The organism is Thalassobaculum fulvum, assembly GCF_014652915.1.
In the GTDB taxonomy this organism is placed as follows: domain Bacteria; phylum Pseudomonadota; class Alphaproteobacteria; order Thalassobaculales; family Thalassobaculaceae; genus Thalassobaculum_A; species Thalassobaculum_A fulvum.
In genome coordinates this window covers 153,197-169,869 of the sequence record NZ_BMZS01000005.1, presented here as the reverse complement: position 1 = coordinate 169,869, position 16,673 = coordinate 153,197, and the positions used below count along the sequence as shown (strand labels likewise).

The window sequence follows — 16,673 nt, the reverse complement described above, 5'->3', positions numbered from 1 at the left end:
TAACCGTCATGCCGGTTGGCCCGACCGGGGGTCGGGGCCGCCGACGCGCCCCGGGGTTCGACAGCCTCGGCGGTCGCCGGTAGAGTCGCCGCGTCTCCAGCCAACGAACGGGTCCCCGATGATTCGCCGCTTCCTGGTCGGTTTCCTCGCCACATTCGGCGTCGTGTTCCTGATCGTGCTGCTGGCCGCCGGCGGCGGGCTGTGGTGGTGGATCGATACCTTCGAGGAGCCGGAACCGCTGCCCGACCGGGTCGTGCTGGCGATCGACCTGCACGGCTCGCTCGACGAGGCCTCTCCCTTCGACCCGCTGGCCGGGCTGTTCCCGGAGGAAGCCGGGCTCGGGTTGGTGGACCTGGTCGATACGCTCGACCGTGCCGCCGCCGACCCGCGGGTGACGGGGGCGCTGTTCGACCTGTCCGGCGCGTCGATCGGCCTCGCCCAGACCCAGGAACTGCGCGCCGCGGTGTTCCGGTTCCGGGCCGCCGGAAAGACCGCGGTGGCGTTCGCCGACAGCTACGAGGGCGGCAGCGTCGGCCCGTACTACCTGGCCAGCGCCTTCGACCGGATCTGGATGCAGCCGTCCGGGCTGCTCGGCCTGACCGGGGTGTCCATGGAGATGCCGATGGCCCGCGGCCTGCTCGACGAGATCGGGCTGCTGCCGGAGTTCGAGCAGCGCTTCGAGTTCAAGGGCGCGATGGCGCCGCTGACCGACAGCACGATGCCGCCGGCGGTGCGCGACAACCTCTCGCGGGTCGCCGGCTCGCTGTACGGGCAGGTGGTCAGCGGCGTCGCCAGCACCCGCCGGCTCGGCGGCACGGCGGTCGCCGCGCTGATCGACCGCGGGCCGCTGCTAGCCAACGACGCCCGCAGCAACGGCCTGATCGACGCGCTCGGCTATCGCTCCGACGCCGAGGCGTCGCTGGGGCTGACCGCCGACACCGGGGTCGGCGCCGCCCGCTATCTCGCAAGCGCCGGGCGCCCGAACGCCGAAGGCGCGCGGGTGGCGCTGATCCACCTGGACGGCGAGATCGAGCGCGGCAACGGCGACGGCTTCGGCAATCCCCTGACCGTCGGCGCCGCGCAGATGGCGTCGGTGATCGACGAGGTCCTCGACGACCACGAGGTGCGCGGCGTGATCCTGCGGATCTCCAGCCCGGGCGGCAGCTACGTCGCCGCCGACACCATCCGCCACGACATCGAGCGGCTGCGCGCCGCCGGCCTGCCGGTGATCGTCAGCTTCGCCGACGTCGCCGCCTCGGGCGGCTATTTCGCGGCCCTGCCCGCCAACCACATCCTGGCCCATCCCGGCACCCTCACGGGCTCGATCGGCGCGGTCGGCGGCAAGGTCAGCGGCGCCGGGCTGTTGGACAAGCTGGACGTCACGATCGACCGCATCGAGATCGGCGAGAACGCCGGGATGTTCAGCGTCGCCCGGCCGTTCTCGGACAGCCAGCGCCAGCACCTGCGGCGCATCATGGACGCCATCTACGCCGACTTCGCCGAGAAGGTCGGCGAGGCGCGCGGGCTGTCCGCCAGCGAGGTCGACGCGGTGGCGCGCGGCCGGGTGTGGACCGGCGAGGACGCCCAGCGGGTCGGCCTGGTCGACGGCCTGGGCGGCTACGCCGAGGCCATGCAGCTGACCCGTCAGGCCGTCGGCCTGGCCCCCGATGCGGCGATCGAGCGGGTCCGCTTCCCGCGCGGCCTCGGCTCCATCGGCGACCTGATCGACCTGCTGCGCGCCGGCGAGATCCGCCAGACCTTAACGAAAATGCAGGACGTCGCTATATATCTTGAGACGCTGATGCGGCTCGTGCCGGGCCGCGCAGACGGATTCGCCCGGGCCGAGGCCCCCGCCCTCGGACCGGTGCGATGATCGGGAGAGACCAGCGATGTCCAGGCGATCGAAACCGGCCCGTGCCGCCGTTCTGGCGTCGGCCCTGATGGTCGGCGCGGCGTTCGTGCTCACGCCGTGGTCGGCCGGCCGCGCCTCCGAGGCGAGCTCGACGACCGAGCGCAAGCAGGCCGAGAAACAGCAGAAGAAGAAGGACAAGGAATTCAACCGGGACATCGAATACCGGCGCATGATCGGGCCGAAGGTGCTGGCGCTCGGGCCGTACTCGATCTCGCTGTTCGTGCGCGGCCAGCCGCTGGAGGCCCGGCTGCGGGTCGCCGTGCAGATGACCACCGAGCAGGCCCGGGTTCAGCTCGAGGCCCAGAAGATGGCGGTGAACGGCATCGTCTACCCGCTGGCGGTGCGGCTGTTCGAGCAGGGCCGGCCGACCACCGACCAGATACGCGCCTTCAAGGACGACACCCGGGAGCAGCTCCTGCAGCGCTACCCGGACATGATCGACGAAGTGTTCATCGAGTCGATGATCTAGACCCCGGCAGCATCCGCCGCAGGGTGTCGTCGCGGCGGGCGAAGTGGTGGTGGAGGGCGGCCGCGACATGGACTGCCACCAGCCCGACCAGCACGAACGCCATCGCGAAGTGCAGCTGGAACACCTGCTTGGCGAGCGCGTTGTCGGCCGGCACCGGCAGGGTCGCGGGAACCGTCCACAGGAAGTTGACCGGCCGGCAGCAGGCCGCGGTCGCGGCCCAGCCGGCGATCGGCACCAGGATCATCAGCGCGTACAGCAGCACGTGCGACGTGCCGGCCGCCCAGCGCTGCCAGGCCGGCATCCCCGGAACCGGTTCGGGGGCTCCCAGCCGCCACCGGATCGCCAGCCGCACCAGCACCAGCGCCAGCACCAGCATGCCGATCGACTTGTGGATCTCGTACAGGGCGTTGGTCACCGGCCCCGGCCCGATCCGCGGCAGCGTCAGGCCGACGCCGACCATCACGACGACCAGGATCGCCATCAGCCAGTGCAGCAGCTTCTGCACGCCGGTGTAGCTGGTCGTTTCGCCCGTCGTCATGGTCCGCTCCCAACAGTCGCTTGAACCGACATCGGCGCCGGAGAGCACGACCATCCGGTCTCGTGCGGGCCGATAGTGGAGAAGGTAGGCGCACTGCACCATGTTCTCCAGTGACCCATTCGGAACCGGGAGGGGGGCCGGGCGATGATCCCGTTACCGCGAGCCGCGATCCTGCGGTCGGCAAGCAGCCGGAGCCCGGCTCGAAGCCTGTTGTTGGCCGCCGGACTCGCCGTTGGTGCCGCCATCGGTGCCGCGCCGGCGCGCGCCGCCGAACCGGTGACCATCCAGGGTTTCGCGATCGACGCGACGGAAGTCACGATCGCAGACTTTCGGGCATTCGCCGCCGCGACCGGCCTGCGGACCGCCGCCGAACGCGATGGCGGCGGTTTCGAGTACGCTGCCGGCTGGGAGCGACGGCCCGGCTGGTCGGTCTACCGGCCATACGGGCACGCCCCGGAGACGGATGCCGAGCCGGCGGTTCACGTGTCCTGGGGGGAAGCCCGCGACTACTGCCGCTGGCGCGGCGGCCGGCTGCCGGACCGGGAGGAGTGGCGGCTGGCGGCCTTCACCGAGACCCGGCAGAGCCCGACCGACGGCTTCGAGACCGGCCGGACCTATCGCTACCCGGTCGGCGACGAACCGGAAGGCATGAACGCCCGCGGAGCCGACCCGTGGCCGCGCCACGCCCCGGCGGCGGCGACCCGCCGCGGCGTCAACGGGCTGTTCGACATGGGAGCCAACGTCTGGGAGTGGCTGGCCGATCGGCGGGGCGCCGATGCCCTGACGGCCGGCGGCTCCTGGTGGTACGGCCCGGCACAGACCACCGCCGACGCCCCGCAGTGGAAGCCGGCCGGCTTCTACGCCGTCTATGTCGGTTTTCGCTGCGCCTACGACCGATAGAGGCGAGCGAGCGCCGTCGCTCAGCGCCGCAGCACCGCGATGTCGCAGAACGGCGAGTGCTTGGAGACGATCTGCTCGTCCGAGCGTTCCAGGATGTCGGCCTGGGCGGTGTGGAAGCCCTGGCGCTGCACGGTGCGCACGATCTCGACGATGTAGTCGGTGTCGGCCCGGATCTCGCCCTCCTCGAACAGCGCACGGGCGAGCGTGGTGCCGGCCTCGGTAAGCCGGTAGCACGGCAGGCTGAGCTGCTTGCCCGGGTCGTCGTGGGTGATCCTGAGCGCCTTGTCGGCATACAGCAGGTTGGTCGAGAACCGGTCGCTGCGCTGGCTCTGGAACACCCGGTTCAGGTCGCGGTTGGTCCGCACCAGCCCGTACTCCTCCAGCAGCAGGATCTGGTCGCCGGTGACGTCCTTGCGGTCGAAGAACTCCTGCTCCAGCCGGATGACGAAGTTGCTGATCGCGAAGGCCGCGAACCGGCTGAACAGCCGCAGCGCCTCCTTCGACAACCCCGGCAGCCGCTGCAGGGTGTTCGACGGCACCGCACCCGGGCGCCGGACCTCGATGACCAGCAGCCGCGCCCACAGCCGCGAGAACTCGACGTCGGCGGTGTCCGACACCGCATTGAAGAACCGCGCGGCCCAGTCCAGGTCCGGCGTCCCCTCGTCCACGGTCTCCGGCAGGATGCGCAGGGCGCGCTGCAGGACGGCCTCGATGTTGATCTGCCGGCGCAGCTCGACATGGTCGGTGCGTTCGGCGGCGCGGTCGACCAGGTCGCCGCTACCGTCGCCGGTCGGCCGGGCATGGTACAGCCCGCGCAGCCAGTCGCGCTGGACCGCGCCGAGGGTGACCACGACCATGTCGTTGAGACGGGCGAGCGACGGCGAGGCCTGGCCGGCGGCGGCCGGCCCGGCGGCAAGGCCGGCAGGCTTCGGCAGGCCGAGCGCGGGGATCGCCGGGGTCTCGCGGTCGGCGGCAGAGCTGTCCGGACCGTCGCTCATCGCCCTCTCCTGCACCACACGCGCGCGAGCCTAGCACAGCCGCGTGGCGGCAATCAGGAATTCCACGTTGCCCTCGGGCCCGGTGATCGGCGACCGGGTGAGGCCGTCGACCCGCCATCCCGCCATCGCCCCGCCCGACGCACCGTCGAGCCAGCCGCGGATGTCGGCGCACACCGCCTCGTGCACTGCCGGGTCGCGCACCACCCCGCCCTTGCCGACCTGCTCGCGCCCGGCCTCGAACTGCGGCTTGATCAGCGCCACCAGCCGGCCCCCGGGCCTGGCCAGCGCCATCGCCGCCGGTAGCACGGTCTTCAGCGAAATGAAGCTGGCGTCGCACACCACCAGGTCGACCGGCTCCGGGATCTGCCCGGCCGTCAGGTGGCGGGCGTTGGTCTTCTCCAGCACCACCACGCGCGGGTCCGAGCGCAGCTTCCAGGCGAGCTGGCCGTGGCCGACGTCGACCGCGTAGACCCTGGCGGCGCCATGGGTCAGCAGCACGTCGGTGAAGCCGCCGGTCGAGGCCCCGACGTCGACCGCCACCGCTCCGGTCGGGTCGATGGCGAACTCCTCGAGCGCATGTGCCAGCTTCAACCCGCCGCGCGACACCCAGGGGTGGTCCTGACCGCGCACCTCGATGGCGATGTCCTCGGCGACCTGCTGGCCGGCCTTGTCGAGCCGCCGCTCGCCCGAGAACACCAGGCCGGCCATCACCAGCGCCTGGGCGCGGGTGCGCGACTCCGCGAGGCCGCGGTCGACGATCAGCTGGTCGAGGCGTCGTTTCATCCGGGCACGTCCCATTCTCGGCACGAACCGGCCACCGGGCGGCCGCGTTCGGACCATAGCATCCCTGCCGTCGGATCCGAGGCCCGCGATGGGTCCCGGCTCTGCGCTTCGCTGCGGCCGGGATGAGGACAGAAGGCATCGTCAATCCCCCTCATCCCGGCCGGAGCGGCGAAGCCGAGTAGAGCCGGGACCCACGACGGGAACCGTGAGGGCAACCGGCGGAATGGAGGAGGCCATAGAGCAGCAGGAAGACGCACCCCGGCATGGCCGGCTCGGGCACTGGCTGACGCTCAGCGTCCTGCCGCTGCTGGTGCTGGCGCTGCTGGTGGCGGTCGGCCTGACCCTGCTGCGGCTGCCGGCGATCCCGCCCGAGCACCTGCCGTTCGCCCGCCTCGACCTGGAGCGGCCGGTCGGCCTCGCCACCGGCTTCCAGCTCGCCCGGCTGCGGGCCGACCCGTCACAGTGCCAGGGCGTGCTGGACCTGTCGGCGCTGCAGAGCCGGCCGGTCCCGAGCCGCCGCACCGGGGAGTTCTGCGGCTTCCTGAACGCGGTCGAGGTGACGCGCTCGACCGTCGCCTACTCCGCCCCGGTGCGCCTGACCTGCCCGATGGCGGCGGCGCTGTACCTGTGGGAGCGTGCGGTGGTGGCCCCGGCCGCCGCGAAACACCTCGGCAGCCCGGTCGCCCGGGTCGACCACCTCGGCACCTACTCCTGCCGGCGGATCGGCGGCGGTCCGGCCGGCATGCCGAGCGAGCACGCGACCGCCAACGCCATCGACATCGCCGGCTTCCGCCTCGCCGACGGCCGCCGGATCACGCTGGCCGGCGACTGGAACGACGGCACCGAGGCAGAGCGGGCGTTCCTGCGGGCGGTCCGGGACGGCGCCTGCGACCTGTTCCGCGTGGTGCTCGGCCCCGACTACAACGCCGCCCACCGCGACCACTTCCACCTGGACATGGGGATGTTCCGGGCGTGCCGTTAGGTCGCAGGCCGCCGCGAACCGTTTGAGTTCCGGGTGCGCCGTGCTGACAATGTAGGCACACCAACAAGAACGGACCGCCGTCATGCTCCAGGACCGCTACGGAAACGCCCTCTCCACCTCCTCAGAAGCCGCGCGCGACGCCTATGTCGCCGGCGTCGACCGCTTCCTGGCCGCCCAACCGGGCGTCGAGGACGCGTTCGAGGCCGCGATCGCCGCCGACGAGGGCTTCGCGCTCGGCCACATGGCGCTGGCCCGCGCCCGCCAGGCCATGGGCAAGGGCGACGACCCGAAGCCGGCGATGGCGGCGGCCCAGGCGCTGGCCAGCAGGCTGTCCGGGCGCGAGGCGGCGCATGTCGAGGCCTTGTCGCTGCTGGTCTCCGGCCAGGGGCCGGCCGCCTACAAGGCGATCCGCGCGCACATGATGGAGCACCCGCGCGACGCCCTGGTCGCCCAGACCTGCTGCGGCGTGTTCGGGATGATCGGGTTCAGCGGCCAGCCCGGCCGCGAGGCCGAGCAGCTCGCCTTTACCAGCTCGCTGGTCCCGCATTACGGCGACGACTGGTGGCTGCTCGGCCAGCATGCCTTCGCCCAGGTCGAGGCCGGCCAGACCGGTCCGGCGACCGCCACCATCGAGCGCTCGATGGCGCTCAACCCGAGGAACGCCCACGGCGCCCACATCCGCGCCCACGTCTACTACGAGGCCGGCGAGACCGAGGCCGGCTACCGCTACATCGACGACTGGCGGCAGGACTACGAGCGGGGCGGCCAGCTGCACTGCCATATCAGCTGGCACGTGGCGCTGTGGGCGCTGGAGCGTGGCGATCTCGACACCATGTGGAGCGTGTACGACGACGCGGTGGCGCCGGGTGCGGCCTGGGGGCCGGCGCTGAACGTGATCACCGACTCGGCGGCGTTGCTGTTCCGGGCCGGGCTGGCCGGCGTGGAGGTCCCGGCCGGGCGCTGGAAGCAGGTCAGCGACTACGCCGCCCGGCTGTTCCCGAACACCGGGATCGCGTTCGCCGACGTGCACGCCGCTCTCGCCCACGCCATGGCCGGCAACGGCACCGCACTGGCGAAGATCGTGGCCGAGGCCAAGGGCCCGGCCGGCGACGTGGTGCGCGAGCTGGCCGAGGGCTTCGGGGCGATGGCCGCCGGCGACTGGTCCGGGGCCGAGCGCCACCTGGCGGTCACCATGTCCCAGCACGAGCGCATCGGCGGCAGCCGCGCCCAGCGCGACCTGGTCGAGTACGCCCTGCTGAACGCGCTGCTGCGCCAGGGCAAGGCCGACCAGGCCCGCCTGCTGCTGTCGGTCCGCCGCCCGTTGAAGGTCGGTGCGCACGCGGTGAAGGGGCTTTAAGGCGCTTGGCGCGATAGGTCCCGGCTCTCCACGGCTCCGCCGCTACGGCCGGGATGAGGAACTCAACAAGACCTCATCCCGGCCGTGCGCAGCGCGAGCCGGGACCTAACCGCCGATGTCCGACGGGCCACTCGGCCGCAGCTACTCCGCCGGCTCGACCACCCCGGTCTGCTCGGTGATGATGCCGTAGTGCTCGATCCGGCGGTGCTTGGCGAAGTTGAACACCGTCTCCTTGCCCATCTTCGCGAGGTCGAGGTCGCAGGCGTAGGTGATCAGCTCGTCGCCGACGGTCGAGGCCAGGGCCACCATCTCGCCGGACGGCTGGACGATGCAGGAGCCGCCGATCAGCATGCAGCCGTCCTCGATGCCGGCCTTGGCGGTCGCCACCACGAAGCACGAGTTCTGGTAGGCGCTGGCCTGCATGACCAGGTGGTTGTGGAACATCCGGAGATGGTTCGGCTCCGGCGCCGAGGTGTTCACGTCGGGCGTGTTGTAGCCGAGCATGACGATCTCGACGCCCTTCAGCGACATCACCCGGTAGGTCTCGGGCCAGCGCCGGTCGTTGCAGATGCACATGCCCATGATGCCGCCCATCGAGCGCCACACCGGGAAGCCGAGGTCGCCCGGCTCGAAGTAGCGCTTCTCCAGGTGCTGCCACGGCCGCTTGCCGTCGTACTCGGCATGGCCCGGCAGGTGCACCTTGCGGTACTTGCCGACGATCCTGCCGGTGTCGTCGACCAGGATCGAGGTGTTGAAGCGGTGGCCGTCCTCGGTCAGCTCGGCATAGCCGAGGTAGAAGCCGATGCCGTACTCCTTGGCCTTCTCGAACAGCGGGCGGGTCTCCGGCGTCGGCATGTCGCCGCGCTCGAAGTGGTGATCCATGCGCGAGATGTCTTCCTCGTAGTAGCGCGGGAAGAAGGTGGTGAGCGCGAGCTCGGGGAAGACCACCAGCTTCACGCCGCGGTCCTTGGCCTGCTTCAGCAGCTCGATCATGCGGTTGACGGCGCTGACGCGGCTTTCCTCGGGGGCGATCGGGCCGAGCTGGGCGGCGCCGACGTTGATGATGCGGCTCATGGAGTCCGATCCCTCGTGTGCTGATACGATCCGGTTGGGTACTCTAGGGCGCCACCGGCCAGCGGTGAAGGGTCGGCGATCGTTCGGCGACGGAGTATCTGCGTATGACGACCCCACCGAAGTTGCCCGATGTCCTGGCGGCCGTCGCGTCGCAGCCGGCGCATCCCATGGCGCTCGCGTCGCTGCTGCAGTTCGCCGCCTCGCGCGCCGACATCGCCCGGTCGCTCACCGTGCTGCGCTGGCTGGAGGTCCTGGGGCTTCCGGCCGACTCGATCCGCCGGCAGCGCAGCATGCTTTCGAGAATCGACAAGACCTTCCGGCACCGCGACGCCGTCGCCCAGCAGACCGGGCCGTTCGAGACCCGCGACATCCCCGGGGTCGGATCGCTCAGGTTCAGTACGGCCACTGGCGCGGCCCGCGCCTTCCTGGCGCTGCTGGACCGCGAGGGCGCCGGCTACGAGCCGGGCGTGCTGCGCTATCTGGTCGAGGAGGGCCGCAAGGGCTCGCTGGTCGCCGATGTCGGCGCCCATGTCGGCTACTACACGACGATCCTTGGCGCCGCCGGCGCCCGGGTCATCGCCTTCGAGATGCACCCCGACCTGCTGCTGGAGGTGAAGCGCAACCTGTGGGCCAACCGGCTGGACAGGGCGCACGTGCTCAATGCCGCGGTCGGCAACTACGACGGGCTGATCTTCAACGTGCGCTTCGACCCGACTCCGGGCCTGCGGGTCGAGGACCCGATCACCGCCCCGCCGCCGAATGCGATCGACAAGGCGCTGTACGACCCGGTTCTGAGCGTGAGGCTCGACACCGTGTTCGCCCGCGAGGGCGTCGTCCCCGACCTGATCAAGATCGACATCGAGGGCTACGAGTTCGAGGCCCTGAAGGGCGCGCGGAACCTGATCGCCGGCGGCCGCACCCGGTTCCTGCTGGAGTTCCACCCGCATCTGGTCGGCGCGTTCGGCCACAAGCCGGAGGAGATCCTGACGGTGTTTCCGCCGGACTGGAGGCAGGAGGTGCTGGCGGACGACGGCACCCGCCGGCCGATCGATCCGTCGGGCCGCGACTTCGCCTACGACCCCGACGTCGAGAACATCAAGCTGCTGTTCTGCCCGCCGGGCTCGTAGGGTACTGCCACCGCTGCTAGTCTTCCGGGCGGAGCTGGATGCAAACGGAGCAGGCATGCGCGTTTTCAAGTCGAAGGCCGAGGCCCGATGCCATGCCGTGCAGACGCCGTCCGATCCGGCCGCCCTGATGGCTTCGGTCTGGCCGCCGTTCGCACGCGCCGAGTTCAATCATGTGGTCCGCGTACTGTGCCGCGCGGCGACCCTGCCCGGCGCCGATGGACCGCGCTACTTCATGGCGCGCCTGACCCAGCTCGCCGCGCTGCTGCGCAAGCGGGCGGCGCGCTACGGCAAGACCCAGACCTGGAGCGTGACCGCCCCGAACGGCCGCGAAATCCTGATCCCGCTCGGCGATCCCGGCGCCGTGGCCTTCAAGACGATGGCCGACGGCTACGGCGGCGGCTACGAGAAGGCGCTGATCGACTATGTCTGCGCCCGGCTTGGTCCCGGCGACGTGTTCGTCGATATCGGCGCCCATGTCGGCTACATCGGCGCGTTCGCGGCCGCCGGCGGGGCGACGGTGTTCGCGATCGAGATCCAGCGCGAACTGATCCCGCTGATCGAACAGCTCGCCACCATCAACGGGTTCGACACCCTGCGCGCTCTGCACGCCGGAGCCTCCGACCGCGGCGGGCTCGGCGCGATCCCGAGGATGGACGTGTCGCCGGGCGCCGGCTTCACGGCGCCGGCCCGCAGCATCACCAGCGAGGATCCGCGATCGGTGGCCGACGACTTCGTGCCGATGATCGCGCTCGACGACGCGTTCGGCCGGGACGGCCGCTGGCCGGCTGTCGTCAAGGTCGACGTCGAGGGCCACGAGATCGCGGTCGTCGACGGCGCTCGTCGGATCATCGCCGAGGAGCACACCCGCTTCGTCGTCGAGTTCCACCCCCACCTGGTCGCCAACTACGGCGGCTCGGCCGACCAGCTCCTCGCGGCATTCCCCGTCGGACGCTGGCACCGCTACCAGCTGACCGACGACGGCCTGCGCCCGATCTCGGACATGACCGAGGTCACCCCGGACCCGAACGACCCGAACCCGAAGCTGGTGTTCGAGCCGCGGGGCGCTCAAGCGCCGGTGTAGTAACGCCGCCAGAACCCCGGTGCGATCTGCGGACGGGACTTCAGCGGAGAGGCTGCAAACACCGCCTGCGACGCCTTGAAGAGGCGCGCTGGCAGGCGCAACCGGCCGGTATCGAGGTCAGTTCCGTCGTCCATCAGGCGGGCCGCCTCGGCGATGTCCTCAGGCGCGCTGTCCCGGAACGTCAGGCCGTACAGGTCAGCGTCGCTGCGTTCCAGCAGATGGCCATGGACTCCGCAGTAGTCGGCCAGCGGCACGATCGCGCCGTCGGCATCGAGCAGCAGCTTGGGCAGAGTCACGACACTGGAGGCACAGACCACGTGCGCCATGGTGATCCAGTTCGTGAACAGGACCGGCCGCCCGAAGGCAAGCGGCACGAAGGACATTCCGGAGGAGGTCCCGATGTGGAACCGGCACCGCGCCGCCAGGTAGATGTCCATCCAGTCGGACTTCGCCGCGGTGAACGGATAGTCGACCAGCCCCTCCTGTGGCTCCGCCGGCGTCATGCTGGGGTCGCCGAGCCGAACCACCCGGAGGCCACGGGCGGCGAGTACGGCGATCGCCTCCCTGTAGTCGGCGATCCGAGCGTCGCGCAGGCTCATCGTGTCGGCGATCGCGCTGTTGTAGCCCGCCTCCCGGACATGAAGCGTTACGATCGGCGCGTCGGGCGGCACGCCGAGCGCGGCCAGTGCGGCGTCACCGCGCTGCCGGGTTTCCGCATCGATCTCTGCAAAGGGCCGGTCGCCGGACCAGATCTCCGTCGCCTCGGACACCAGTTCGCTCATCGTCCGCCAGGTGCGATCGGTCGTGAGGTGACGCTTTCGCGCGCTGATCGATTCGACATAGGACACGTTCGGCGGGATGTCCGGGACGACATAAGGCTCCAGCGATTGCCGCAGATACCGGTTGTGCGACGCGCCGGGCAGGATGCCGACCTCCCGAGCAGCGAGCCGGCCGCGTCGCTGCATCTCCACCAGGACGGCCGCGTAGACCAGATGCCCGACATGGGAGAGGAAGCTCGGCGCCAATATCCAGCGCGCCTCGGCTTCGGCGAAGTTGGCGTCGATCATCGCCCGGAGAGCGCCCACCCTGTCGGCCTCCGCATGCGCGCGAATACTTCTCAGGTGGCCCTCCGCCCCATCCAGAATCCGATCCGCTAACGCTATGCCTTGGGGGCTGGAAACCGGCGGCATGGCCAGATCGTCTTCGACGAAGCATTGGGCGATCCAGGCCGAGATCAGCGGATAGTTCCCTCGAGCAAGACCACAGGAGTCACTGTATCTGGAGTCGAAACGTTCGGCCGTGTTCGCCAGCTGATATGCCAATAGATATTCGAATCCCGCCGCCTCTCCAACGCTCAGGAACACAAAACGAAGAAGGTCCCTGAACTGCGGACCTTCCCCCCGTGCCATGAAAAATAGTCTCAGGACGTACCGGGAGACGAGCGTCGTATCATTAAGACTCTGAACGATAAACTTTCGCGCACCCGACCACTCGTCCAATGCGGAGGCTCCTGGATACTGTTGCATCCGACCTTCTGACATACACATCCGAGACGGTAGCGATGCTGACCGCTCAGCCGGAATCTTCGACGACAGTTCTCGGAGAACCCGGCGCCTACCCCTCGATCTTCCCGGTGATCGGGTTGAACGGCGTCGGGAACACGCCGCGCGGCTTGATGTAGTCGTAGGGCTGGCGCGCCAGGAACCGGCCCCAGCCGGCCTGGCAGTCGATTTCGCCCTCGTTCCACACCACGCGGCCGCGCGACAGGGTGACGGCCGGCCAGCCGATCACGTCCATGCCCTCGTACGGCGTGTAGTCGGTGTCGTGGTGCAGGATGTCCTGGGTGATCCGGACCTTCTTCTCGGCGTCCCAGACCACGATGTCGGCGTCGGCGCCGATCGCGATCGTGCCCTTCTGCGGGTAGATGCCGAACAGCCGGGCCGAGTTGGTCGAGGTCAGCGCCACGAACTGCTGCAGGTCGATGCGGCCCTTCACCACGCCCTCGTGGAAGCAGATCGGCATCCGGGTCTCCAGGCCCGGCACGCCGTTGGCGATCTGGCTGAACGGCGCGTTGTCGCCGGACCAGAACTTCCCGTCCGGGGCGTCGATGTTGTACGGCGCGTGGTCCGAGGTGACGTTGCCGATGGTACCGGCGCGGACGTGGTTCCACAGCGCCTGCTGGTCGGCGACCGAACGCGGCGCCGGCGAGCAGATCAGCCGCGCGCCCTCGCGCTGGTCGGCGTCCAGGTCGTCGGCGGTCAGCACGAAGTACTGCGGGCAGGTCTCGGCGAAGATCTTCAGGCCGCGGGCCTGGGCACGGCGGATCTCCTCGGCGGCCTCCTCGCAGGTGACGTGGAAGATCTGGATCGGCTGGTCCATCAGCTCGGCCAGCATGATCGCCCGGGTGACCGCCTCGCGCTCGACCAGCGGCGGCTTGCACCAGGCGTGGTACTTGGTCTGGCCGAGCCCGGCCTCAAGCAGCTTTTCGGTCATGTACATGATCGCGTCGTGGCTCTCGGCGTGCACGCAGACCAGCGCCTGGTGCCGCCGCGCCACCTCGAAGATCCGCAGGATCTCGCGGTCGTCGACCCGGTTCTTCGGATAGGTCATGAACAGCTTGATCGAGCGCAGGCCGGACTCGATCAGCGGCGGCAGCTCGTTCCGGACCACCTCGTCGGTCGGGTCCGACACGATGATGTGGAAGCTGTAGTCGATGCAGGCCTTCTTCGCCTTCTCGTGATAGGCCTGGACCTGGCTCAGCACGCCCTCGCCCTTCTCCTGGCTGGAGAACGCGATCACCGTGGTGGTGCCGCCGCAGGCCGCCGAGCGGGTGCCGCTCTCCCAGGTCTCGGCGTTCTTGCCGCCGGTCGAGGACGGCTGCTCGATGTGGCAGTGGCTGTCGACCCCGCCCGGCATGACATAGCGTCCTGTCGCGTCGACGACGCGCGCCGCCGACCCCGCCAGCGACTCGGCGAGCGCCACGATCCTGCCGTCCTTGACGCCGACATCGGCCCGCATGGTCTCCGACGCGGTGACCACCGTGCCGCCCTTTACGATCACATCGAACTCGCTCATCGACGCCTCTTCCATCCTCTCAGCCGAACCACGGCAGCGAGTTTGGCACGGTCGCGACATCGAAGACAAAGGGCTGCCGACGTAGTACCCATTGAGCGATCATGGTACTTTCTGTCACAATTATTACCTGAAGTTTGCGAATCACGGAAACGCACAACCCAAGGGAGCAGACCATGGCAATCCCCACCCCGGTCAACGGCCAGATCACGGACGCGGTCACCCAGACCAACCTGACGGCGATCGGCTCGCTGCCGGGCCTTGCGGCGGGCCAGCTCGCGACCGCGTTCGCGCACGCGACCGCCCTGATGATGGAGAACGCGGTGGCCGGCCAGCAGACCATGAACACCATTGCCCAGGCCGCCGCCTCCCGCGCGGTCTCCGCGATCCTCGGGCCGCAGGGAAGCTGATGCCCGAGCACAAGGCAGACCCGGCAATGCCGGAACCCGGTCCGGCCGAGCTGCCGCCGGTTCCGGAGCCGGTCGACGCCTTCGCCCGCATGACCACCCCGCTGGCCGAGTTGCTGCTGACGGCGGTGGCCCGGCAGCAGGACTTCCAACTGCGCGCGCAGGAGCACGCGGCCGGCGCCGTGGAGCGGTTGCTGGCCGGCCGGCCGGGGGGAGCCGATGGCCCGTGATCCCTCGACCGGCGGGTCGCCCGGGGCCGATTCGGCCGGTGCGGTCAACGACACGGTCGCCGACGCGGTCGGGCTGTCCGCCGGGCTGCTGAGAGGCGGCTCGGCGCTGACCGCGCGCCAGGCCGCGCACATGGTAGCGGCGCAGGCCGCGGCCCTGACGATCCAGGACGCCGCCGCCCACCTGCGGAACGTCCAGGCGATCAGCGCCGCCGCGCGCGCGGCGGTCCTGGAACGGATCGCCCGAGACCCCGGCTCGGCCGGCAGCCTGGCACCGCTGGTCGAGGCGGCCGAGGCGGCGCTCCGGGACGCCGAGGCGCATGTCGACCGGACCGGCCTGACCGCCCGGCGGTTGCTCGACCGGTTCGATCCGGGAAACCCAGAGCCCGACGAGGTCCAGAATGACGAGTGAGTCCGAAGACACAGCCGGCAGCGCCAAGGCGAAGACGCCCCGCACACCGACCGCTGCGCCGCCCGCGGAGACCCGGGCGGCGGAAACCGGTGCCGACAGCACCGCGGAGGCGGAGGCGGTCGCCGCCGAGGCCCTGGCGATGCAGGCGGAAGTCGATGCCATGGTCGCGGAGGCCGCCAACGCCCACGGCAAGGCGCCGCCCGGCTGACCGCATCGCGCCCGCGCCGCCGGCCTCACCGGTGCACGGTGGCGCCGGGAGACCCGTGGTGCCATAGTCCGGGCATGTCGACGACACAGCGCCCCGGCCTCTCGGCCTTCAATTTCAAGTCGCGCGCCGAAGCGCAACGACACGCGGTCCAGGATCCCGGCGATATCGGCGCCTTCCTGGCGGCGCAGTGGCCACCGTATTCCCGCGAGAGCCTGACGGCCCTGGCCCAGACCCTGCGGATCGGCAAGGTTGAGCCGCACAACATCGCGGCCGGCTATTTCGCCCGCCGCACCAACCGCGTCGCCCAGGCCATCAACAACCGGATGGCCCGCTACGGCAAGACCAACGTCTGGTCCGTCAAGGCGCCGAACGGCCGCGAGATCATGTTCCCGATCAACGACTACTCGTCGATCGAGTTCAAGAAGATGGTCGACAAGTACGACGGGCTCTACGAGAAGACCCTGATCGAGTTCATATCGGCCCGCCTCGAACCCGGCGACGTGTTCATCGACGTGGGCGCCAACGTCGGCTACATCAGCGCGTTCGCCGCCGCCACCGGAGCCGTGGTGTTCGCCCTCGAGATCCAGCGCGACCTGCTGCCGCTGCTCGAGCAGATGGCCACGATCAACAGCTTCGACCTGATCCGCGTCCTGCACGTCGGCGGATCGGCCCGCTCGGGCCTGTCGATGATGCCCAGGATCGAGGCCAATCCGGGGACCCAGCTCGAGGGCCAGACCGTCCGCATCAACCGGCAGGAACCGCGCTCCATCGTCGACGACTTCGTGCCGATGCTGGCGCTCGACGACGCGTTCCTCGATCCGGCGCTGCTGCCGAAGCTGGTCAAGGTCGACGTCGAGGGCCACGAGATCAGCGTCCTGGAGGGGGCCCGCCGGATCATCGAGGCCGGCCGCACGACCTTCGTCGTCGAGTACCATCCGCACCTGATCGCGCAGTACCGACGCCGGCCGGCCGAACTGATCGCGCCGTTCGACCCGGCCCGCTGGAGCTTCTCGCAGCTGACCGACGACGGGTTGCGGGCGATCTCCGGTATGAACGACATCCGGCCGGATCCGCGGGATCCCAACCCGAAGCTGGTCTTCGAGCCGTTGCCCGCGTAGCCGGCCGG

The 16,673-nt window shown here is 70.2% G+C and carries 18 protein-coding genes; 12 read left to right on the top strand and 6 right to left on the bottom strand.

All coding sequences use genetic code 11. The annotated features are described in order from the left end of the window. Positions 1-118 precede the first annotated feature (118 nt). Together IE246_RS12460 and IE246_RS12455 are read left to right on the top strand one after the other, a co-directional pair. Positions 119-1,873, top strand: a complete 1,755-nt coding sequence (locus IE246_RS12460) for a S49 family peptidase (protein WP_189989979.1) — start codon at positions 119-121, stop codon at positions 1,871-1,873. 16 nt (positions 1,874-1,889) lie between these two features. Further along, positions 1,890-2,381, top strand: a complete 492-nt coding sequence (locus IE246_RS12455) for a hypothetical protein (protein ID WP_189989977.1) — start codon at positions 1,890-1,892, stop codon at positions 2,379-2,381. Here the strand turns inward: IE246_RS12455 and IE246_RS12450 are convergent. Next, a complete protein-coding gene (locus IE246_RS12450) occupies positions 2,362-2,919 on the bottom strand; it encodes a cytochrome b (RefSeq protein ID WP_189989973.1) in 558 nt (185 codons plus the stop codon). The genes IE246_RS12455 and IE246_RS12450 overlap by 20 nt on opposite strands. 213 nt (positions 2,920-3,132) lie before the next feature. Here IE246_RS12450 and IE246_RS12445 point away from each other — a divergent pair, with 213 nt between their 5' ends. Further along, complete coding sequence (locus IE246_RS12445) at positions 3,133-3,819, top strand: formylglycine-generating enzyme family protein (RefSeq protein ID WP_229837007.1); 687 nt, start codon at positions 3,133-3,135, stop codon at positions 3,817-3,819. Between the two features lie 20 nt (positions 3,820-3,839). Here IE246_RS12445 and IE246_RS12440 read toward each other — a convergent pair whose 3' ends face one another. After that, positions 3,840-4,817, bottom strand: coding sequence for a DUF2806 domain-containing protein (locus tag IE246_RS12440; RefSeq protein WP_189989968.1), 978 nt, complete (start codon positions 4,815-4,817; stop codon positions 3,840-3,842). A 30-nt stretch (positions 4,818-4,847) separates the two neighbouring features. Beyond that, entirely contained in the window at positions 4,848-5,600 is a 753-nt protein-coding gene (locus tag IE246_RS12435) for a TlyA family RNA methyltransferase (RefSeq protein WP_189989966.1), read from the bottom strand. 223 nt (positions 5,601-5,823) lie between these two features. Here IE246_RS12435 and IE246_RS12430 point away from each other — a divergent pair, with 223 nt between their 5' ends. Together IE246_RS12430 and IE246_RS12425 are read left to right on the top strand one after the other, a co-directional pair. Continuing rightward, the gene (locus IE246_RS12430; protein ID WP_189989963.1) at positions 5,824-6,582 is read left to right on the top strand and encodes an extensin-like domain-containing protein; all 759 of its coding nucleotides are present in this window, start codon (positions 5,824-5,826) and stop codon (positions 6,580-6,582) included. Between the two features lie 82 nt (positions 6,583-6,664). Further along, positions 6,665-7,939, top strand: coding sequence for a tetratricopeptide repeat protein (locus IE246_RS12425; protein ID WP_189989960.1), 1,275 nt, complete (start codon positions 6,665-6,667; stop codon positions 7,937-7,939). A 141-nt stretch (positions 7,940-8,080) separates the two neighbouring features. Here the strand turns inward: IE246_RS12425 and IE246_RS12420 are convergent, their stop codons facing one another. Then, positions 8,081-9,013, bottom strand: a complete 933-nt coding sequence (locus IE246_RS12420; RefSeq protein WP_189989958.1) for an N-carbamoyl-D-amino-acid hydrolase — start codon at positions 9,011-9,013, stop codon at positions 8,081-8,083. Positions 9,014-9,117: 104 nt separating this feature from the next. On the opposite strand from IE246_RS12420, the gene IE246_RS12415 reads away from it, so the two are divergent. After that, positions 9,118-10,140 (top strand): FkbM family methyltransferase, encoded by a 1,023-nt coding sequence (locus tag IE246_RS12415; protein WP_189989955.1) that lies wholly within the window; start codon positions 9,118-9,120, stop codon positions 10,138-10,140. 55 nt (positions 10,141-10,195) lie between these two features. Continuing rightward, entirely contained in the window at positions 10,196-11,221 is a 1,026-nt protein-coding gene (locus IE246_RS12410) for an FkbM family methyltransferase (protein ID WP_189989952.1), read from the top strand. Here IE246_RS12410 and IE246_RS12405 read toward each other — a convergent pair. Then, positions 11,206-12,720, bottom strand: coding sequence for a TIGR04372 family glycosyltransferase (locus tag IE246_RS12405; RefSeq protein WP_189989949.1), 1,515 nt, complete (start codon positions 12,718-12,720; stop codon positions 11,206-11,208). The genes IE246_RS12410 and IE246_RS12405 overlap by 16 nt on opposite strands. A gap of 115 nt (positions 12,721-12,835) precedes the next feature. Further along, complete coding sequence (hydA, locus tag IE246_RS12400) at positions 12,836-14,296, bottom strand: dihydropyrimidinase (RefSeq protein ID WP_189989947.1); 1,461 nt, start codon at positions 14,294-14,296, stop codon at positions 12,836-12,838. 173 nt (positions 14,297-14,469) lie between these two features. Here hydA and IE246_RS12395 point away from each other — a divergent pair, with 173 nt between their 5' ends. The 5 genes from IE246_RS12395 to IE246_RS12375 all read left to right on the top strand — a co-directional run bounded on the left by IE246_RS12395 (position 14,470) and on the right by IE246_RS12375 (position 16,665). Further along, positions 14,470-14,703 carry a RebB family R body protein gene (locus tag IE246_RS12395; protein ID WP_189989944.1) on the top strand — a complete coding sequence of 78 codons (234 nt, stop codon included), beginning with the start codon at positions 14,470-14,472 and terminating at the stop codon, positions 14,701-14,703. Beyond that, complete coding sequence (locus IE246_RS12390; protein ID WP_189989941.1) at positions 14,703-14,930, top strand: hypothetical protein; 228 nt, start codon at positions 14,703-14,705, stop codon at positions 14,928-14,930. Before IE246_RS12395 ends, IE246_RS12390 begins: the two co-directional genes overlap by 1 nt. Next, positions 14,920-15,339, top strand: coding sequence for a hypothetical protein (locus IE246_RS12385; protein ID WP_189989939.1), 420 nt, complete (start codon positions 14,920-14,922; stop codon positions 15,337-15,339). Before IE246_RS12390 ends, IE246_RS12385 begins: the two co-directional genes overlap by 11 nt. Continuing rightward, positions 15,329-15,547, top strand: coding sequence for a hypothetical protein (locus IE246_RS12380; RefSeq protein ID WP_189989935.1), 219 nt, complete (start codon positions 15,329-15,331; stop codon positions 15,545-15,547). Before IE246_RS12385 ends, IE246_RS12380 begins: the two co-directional genes overlap by 11 nt. A 74-nt stretch (positions 15,548-15,621) precedes the next feature. Continuing rightward, the gene (locus IE246_RS12375; protein WP_189989932.1) at positions 15,622-16,665 is read left to right on the top strand and encodes an FkbM family methyltransferase; all 1,044 of its coding nucleotides are present in this window, start codon (positions 15,622-15,624) and stop codon (positions 16,663-16,665) included. Positions 16,666-16,673: the final 8 nt, after the last annotated feature.